This window comes from Micromonospora sp. NPDC005305 (assembly GCF_040607315.1).
Classification (GTDB): domain Bacteria; phylum Actinomycetota; class Actinomycetes; order Mycobacteriales; family Micromonosporaceae; genus Micromonospora.
Genome location: NZ_JBEXGL010000048.1, coordinates 1 through 5,909, shown reverse-complemented (window position 1 = coordinate 5,909; position 5,909 = coordinate 1). Strand labels below are relative to the sequence as shown.

3 protein-coding genes and 2 pseudogenes are annotated in these 5,909 nt (G+C 67.4%); 4 read left to right on the top strand and 1 reads right to left on the bottom strand.

Going from position 1 to position 5,909, the window contains the following annotated elements:
- Positions 1-395: 395 nt before the first annotated feature.
- The 3 genes and pseudogenes from ABZS80_RS33190 to ABZS80_RS33180 form a co-directional block, all read left to right on the top strand.
- Positions 396-973: pseudogene (locus tag ABZS80_RS33190) on the top strand (transposase family protein); the annotation flags it as partial.
- Positions 974-1,088: 115 nt separating this feature from the next.
- Positions 1,089-1,553: a DUF6193 family natural product biosynthesis protein gene (locus ABZS80_RS33185; protein WP_355062160.1), complete on the top strand. Its 465-nt coding sequence runs from the start codon at positions 1,089-1,091 to the stop codon at positions 1,551-1,553.
- A gap of 453 nt (positions 1,554-2,006) precedes the next feature.
- Entirely contained in the window at positions 2,007-2,423 is a 417-nt protein-coding gene (locus tag ABZS80_RS33180) for a DUF6193 family natural product biosynthesis protein (RefSeq protein WP_355062158.1), read from the top strand.
- Between the two features lie 349 nt (positions 2,424-2,772).
- On the opposite strand, the gene ABZS80_RS33175 is transcribed toward ABZS80_RS33180, so the two are convergent.
- Complete coding sequence (locus tag ABZS80_RS33175; protein WP_355062156.1) at positions 2,773-3,600, bottom strand: carbon-nitrogen hydrolase family protein; 828 nt, start codon at positions 3,598-3,600, stop codon at positions 2,773-2,775.
- Between the two features lie 1,124 nt (positions 3,601-4,724).
- Here ABZS80_RS33175 and ABZS80_RS33170 point away from each other — a divergent pair.
- Positions 4,725-5,819 (top strand): annotated as a pseudogene (locus tag ABZS80_RS33170) (IS110 family transposase); the annotation flags it as partial.
- Positions 5,820-5,909: the final 90 nt, after the last annotated feature.

Below are 5,909 nucleotides of genomic sequence, written 5' to 3'. Positions count from 1 at the left end.
TTATCCCGCCGCACATCCGGCGGGCCCTCGAGCGCGATCCCGACGATACGGTGGCCGGCGCGGCGCGGGGTTTCCGCCCGGCGTCTGGCAACTCCCCAGTGATACGGGCTCCACGCGTCGGTCACCGACCCTCCGGGACCGACCCAGGTCGACCGGGCGGCGCCGCACGCTAAGGCCGCGGCATCTCTGCCACCGCCATACCGGGCGGCCACGTCTCACCACGGTGAACCTACCCTGGTCCGCCGCCGGATTCCGTCGATCAGCTGCCGTCTCGTCCACTTCCGCGGACGACCTCGTGGGCCTGTGGATTTAAGGGCTCTGTCTCACATTCGGTGGTGACCGAAAGTAGTCAATGTCGTTGAGATCATGTGTGCAAGATCGGTGATCTTACGAAGATGGTCTTCTCGGGGCTGCTGCCGCTGGTGATCGACGACGTGACGGACGAGGGCGAACGGATCCTGGTGCGGGCTCGGACTCCCGAGGGGCCGGTGGCCTGTCCGGGCTGCGCGGCCGTGACGGGCCGGGTGCACGGGTATCACTAGCGCACCCTCGCGGACGTGCCGGTCGATGCCCGGCCGGTGGTGGTCCGGGTGCGCATACGTCGTCTGGTATGCCCGACCCAGGGCTGCCGTCGAACGTTCCGGGAACAACTGCCCGGGGTCCTGAGCCGCTACCAGCGCCGCACCTCCGACTGATCTCCCAGGTCGGTGCGGTGGTGCGGCAGTTGGCCGGCCGCGCCGGCGCGCGGATGTTGTCGGCCTTGGCGGTGGTCGGGTCCCCGCACACCGCCCTGCGGGCGCTGCTGCGCCTGCCGTTGCCCGAGCGGCTGGCGCCCCGGGTGCTTGGGGTGGACGACTTCGCGTTGCGGCGACGTCAGCGATACGCCACCGTCCTGATCGACGCGGTCACCCGTGAGCGCATCGATGTGCTGCCCGACCGCAAGGCCGCAACGCTGGGAACGTGGCTGCGTGAGCAGTCACAGACGTTCGGAGACCCGACACGCTGGCAAGCCGGCCCTGTCGGGTCCCGGCCGACGCTTCTATGACTTGTCAAAGGTGCGCTCGGTCCGCGCGCCGACGTGAGCTGGTGTGGATGGCGGTGCGGCACAGTTCGACAATGAGACGGTGCATGCCGATCTTCCGCGCTCCCTCGACGATGTGCGTGACGCCGCTTGGAGGCGCCGTCTAGCCAGGTCCGGCGACGACTGGTTCACCATCCGGTTGGATCAGCTCCTCACCGTTGCTGCAGGCACCCGGCTGCGGACGCTGTTCCCCTATACCAGCCACAACAGCCTGCACTTCAGCCGCTGCTCCGACTACCCGTTCACCCACGACTGCCCATGGATTTGGTTCTCGCCGGACGGCCGCTTCATCACGTATCCGCCGCACCCCAGTCTCGTCCTGCAAGGAAACCTGGCCGATCCGTTGCCGCCTCCGCTGCTCGACACCGACGACCCGCACGCTGCGGTCGATGCGGCCGTGAACAACCTGCCCGCCACATGGCGGCAGGTGTGGCTCGGCGATGTCGAGGCAGGGCGGCGGCATCAGCGGTAGCTGCACCCTTGCTGATCTTCGGCAGGCGAGCACAGCAATACCCGGTGCGACCAGGACCCATGGGGCGGAAATGGCAGAGCCGCAGGTAGTCATCCGGCGGATATAGATTGAGCACGGTCTGCGTGCTCTCGTTGCGCGCGTCATCGCTCCTCCTTCCCACGAAGTTTCAACGCGTTCAACGGTTGCGGACGCAGCCAAGGGTACCGATGGATGCGCGACTCGGGTTCACTGTTCGTAGACGGATCGCTACGTGTCTTTCTTGGGGGAAGCGGCAACAGGCTGCTGCCGACCAGTGAGATCGGGTGCCAAGCAGCGCTGGAACTCGCCCGGTGCCTGCGGTTAGCTGACGACGCTTCACGGCCTTGGCCGCAGCGTTCGCTGCCTCCTTGCTGCTTTCATCGGGCGCGCTCCGGACCGAGCGTAAGCTGGTCCGGCACTGGGCATTACCCCTTGATGACGGAGCCGGTCGAAGGTGCCGCCCAGGAGCTACGGCCCGAAGCCGTGTGGCAGATGCTGCTCGACGAACATGCGCCACCACACGACGAAGAGCGAGGCTGGCTCTCCCCCGCCTTCTGGCCCCTGCTTCAAGCCGCGTACGCCGAACCGGTGCTGCGGTCGGCGTACCCTCGGACACCCGTGGACACACTGGTGCCCGGGCATGGCCCACACATCTGGGGCATTCCGGCGGAGGAGCGACGGCCGACCGTGGCGGTCTGGTCCGACGGCTGGTATTCCGTTTTCAGCCGCGCGGCACCGGACAGCGAGCGCCTCTTGCAGACCAGGGATCCGGTCGAGGCGGCGGCACTCTTGGCGCGCCTGTACGTGGAGAGCCTCGAAGAGCCCGGTCCTGAATCGGGCGTAGAGCCCTGACAGTCTTCTGGGGCCGATCCTCTGAGTGAACGGTCACTTGACCTGCCTGCCCATTCCGCTGACCGTGGCCCGGACGCCTCGCTTACAAGCTCTGTGCGGATCGTCCGGCGTCGTCTGTCCGCGTTCGCGACCTCGGGCGACTGTCCGCACGCTTCCGCCGAAGGGCGCCTTCGTCCACGCCGGTTGCTGTCGCCGTTGCTGTCGTTAGCTCCACCCGATCCAAGCTGTCGTTCCAAGTCGATGACCCGTTGGAGTGCCGGTTCGTGCGGCTCCGCTGCAAGTAAGAGCCGGGGCTGCCCGACCTCCGCTGCGCCCCGAGTGCCTCATGACCTGCGGAAACTCTGTCGGACTACACACTGGTTCGGTCGGCACTGCGGGGATCGTCCACGCGGCGGCTGCGGTAGATGTCGCCCCTGTTGGCCTCGGCGCGCCACGGGCGGGCGAGATCCAGCGCGATGTGGAACTCGGGAGCGTCCCGGTCCAGGGTCAGCACGGCCAGCTCCGTGGTGGGTTCGACGGAGACCAGGTTGCTTCCGTCGGGGCCGATGATCGCCGACCGCATCAGGTTGGCACTCTGCTGGGGGACCGACAGGCTGAGCCAGTAGTTGTTGATCCCGGCGTGTGCCTGAGCCTTGAGGAAAAAGATCGAGTCGACCGGCCAGGCTGACAGCAGCAGGCAGTCCACGCCGAGGCGTTCGTACTCGGCGAACAGCTGCGGGAAATTGATCTCGATGCAGATGGCGCAGCCGAACCGATAGCCGTCGACGTCGAACACCACCGGTTCGACGCCGGGGCTGTAGAAGCGGGTGATTTCGGTGTTCGAGCAGAAGCGCTTGTCGTACCGGGTGACGACCCGTCCGCGGTCGGATATCACGTAGAGGCTGTTATGTGGACGATGCGGCGGTGTCAGCGGGTGCGCCGAGCCGAGGACGACCCACATCCCGAGTTCCGCGGCCAACTCGGCCACCTTGCCGGCCTCATCGCTGACCGCAGCCCAATCCACGTCATCCCAGTCGGCGATCTGCTCCTTGGCATAGCCGGACAGGAAGCCCTCTGGGAAGTGGATGAGGTTGGCATGCGCCTTGGCGGCTTGACGCATCAGCGCGCGAGCCTTGCGGCCGTTTTCTCGGGCGTCGGCGGTTGCTGTCGGCTGCGTAGTGGCGATCCGCACAGTCATCGCGGCATCGTTCCATATTGCCTGCTCGATGTGCAGCGCTGGCAGCAGCCGCGCTGACGAACCGAGCCACCCGAGGAAGCAGATGGATAGTCACCAGCCGTTACGGCCAGTTCCTTGCCGCCCGCTGGTAGCCGCCAGTTTGCGGGTGTTGCTCGCCGGTCTAGCTGCTCGTCGCTCTCTAGCGGAGGAGGGGTGACCCCCGGTCGGGGGGATGCGGTTTCAAGCTGTCGGCTGCTGCCAGCCGGTGTCGGCCCGCGTCGAAGAGCAGGTGCCGGATGTCGTCGTTTCACGTTAAGGTCCGACCCGCATCAAGGCTCGCGCTGCCTTCTTGCTGCCTCGCTGCCTGACGCCTCGTCTACAAGCCCTGTGCGTCATGTCCGCACGCGTTCACGTGTGCCTACTTCACCATCCGTATCGGCCAACCGGCCAAGATGTTGTAGACGAGATCAACCAGGGCCATAAGGCCGACCACAGCGAAAGCTACGCCCATCACCCGTTCGAGCAGGATGAAGCGCGCTATGCGCTCCTCGTGCGGAACTCGCCGACTCCCGCTCGCGGTGGACATCGACCGCCGTACGTGCCATTCCGTCATGCCGCGAAAGTTGGTAGCCAGGCCGACACCGACGAGGCTCATAGCCAGGCACAGGGCGGCACCCGCTAGGACTCGCCACGTCTCCATCTGACCCCTCCCGGTGTAGCTACCGGATCTTAGTTGGCGGCCCCTGAGTCGCGTCCGCGTCGCCATACCCCTGACGGCTCTCGGCTCGACCCGCGACATCTCGTTTACAAGCTCTGTGCAGCTCGTCCGTCCCGTCTGGGAACGGTCGCCGGCTCGGAGCCCCGTCCGTCTCCGCGCTCGCTGGCCCGCCGCCGTCTGGTGCGGTTGCTAATGAGAGTTGCCGGGTCGGTTGCGGCAGACTCGGTTCCGGTAGCCGCTGGCGGGTGAGCACTCCCCGTTGCAGGACGCGGCGCAGTCCTAGTGACAGATCGTGCCCCTGCCGGTGGTCGGGAGACGTGACCGCTGATGGGATGTCGTGCCCGCCGCTGGCGTGAGCACTTGTTCATTAGCTCGCGGGAGTTCTCCCGAACGCTGCCTGAGTCCGCTGTGGACTAGGGAGGCTGACGTGCTGTTCGTAGGAGACGACTGGGCCGAGGACCACCACGACGTCGAGGTGCAGAACGCGGCGGGCCGGCGGCTGGGCAAGGCGAGACTCGAGGAGGGGATCGGCGGCGTCGCCCGCCTGCACACGCTGGTCGGAGAGCATCTGGGCGAGGGCGATGAGCCGGTCCAGGTGGTGATCGGCATTGAGACCGACCGGGGCCCGTGGGTGCAGGCGCTGATCGCCGCCGGCTACCAGGTGTATGCAATCAACCCGCTGCAGGTGGCCCGGTATCGGGAACGGCGCGGGGTGTCGGGGGCCAAGAGCGATGCGGGTGACGCGCACGCCCTGGCTGACATGGTGCGCACCGACCGGCACCAGCTGCGCCCGGTCGCCGGCGACAGCGCTGGCGCCGAGTCGGTCAAGGTCGTGACCCGGGCGCACAAGACGCTGATCTGGGAACGCACCCGTCACACCTTGCGGCTGCGGCAGGCACTACGCGAGTTCTTCCCCGCCGCCCTCGTCGCCTTCGACGACCTGGCCGCGCTCGACACCCTAGAACTGCTGGGCAAGGCACCCGACCCGGCCTCGGCGGCCCGGCTGACGACCACACAGATCACCAGCGCGCTGAAACGGGCCCGCCGCCGCGACGTCCCGGCCAAGGCGGACAAGCTGCAGGCCGCGCTGCGCAGCCAACAGCTGGGCCAACCCCCGGTGGTGACCGCGGCATACGCCGCCACCGTCCGCGCCCAGGTAGCGATCCTGACCACGCTGCACACGCAGATCAAGGCAATGGAACAGCAGGTCGAGGCGCATTTTGGGCAGCACCCGGACGCTGAGGTCTACCTCAGCCAACCCGGCCTGGGCCGCATTCTCGGCGCCCGGGTGCTTGCCGAGTTCGGCGACGACCCCACCCGCTACACCGACGCCAAAGCCCGCCGCAACTACGCCGGCACCAGCCCCATCACCCGCCAGTCCGGGAAGAAGAAGATCGTCCTGGCCCGCTACGTGCACAACGACCGACTCCTCGACGCCCTCGGCCGGCAGGCCTTCGCCGCCCTGATCGCCTCCCCCGGCGCCCGCGCCTACTACGACCGCCAACGCGCCCGCGGCCTCGGTACTTGTCAAGGCCGGTGAGACCAGTGGGTGTTACGCCGCTTGGGGTAGTGGTTGATCGGTTGCTGGTTCGGGCGGGTTGATCCAGACGGC

Excerpts from the sequence above, each read along its gene's own strand:
- ABZS80_RS33180 (WP_355062158.1), top strand. The coding sequence starts at position 2,007 with ATGACGGAGCCGGTCGAAGGTGCCGCCCAGGAGCTACGGCCCGAAGCC.
- ABZS80_RS33175 (WP_355062156.1), bottom strand. The coding sequence starts at position 3,600 with ATGACTGTGCGGATCGCCACTACGCAGCCGACAGCAACCGCCGACGCC.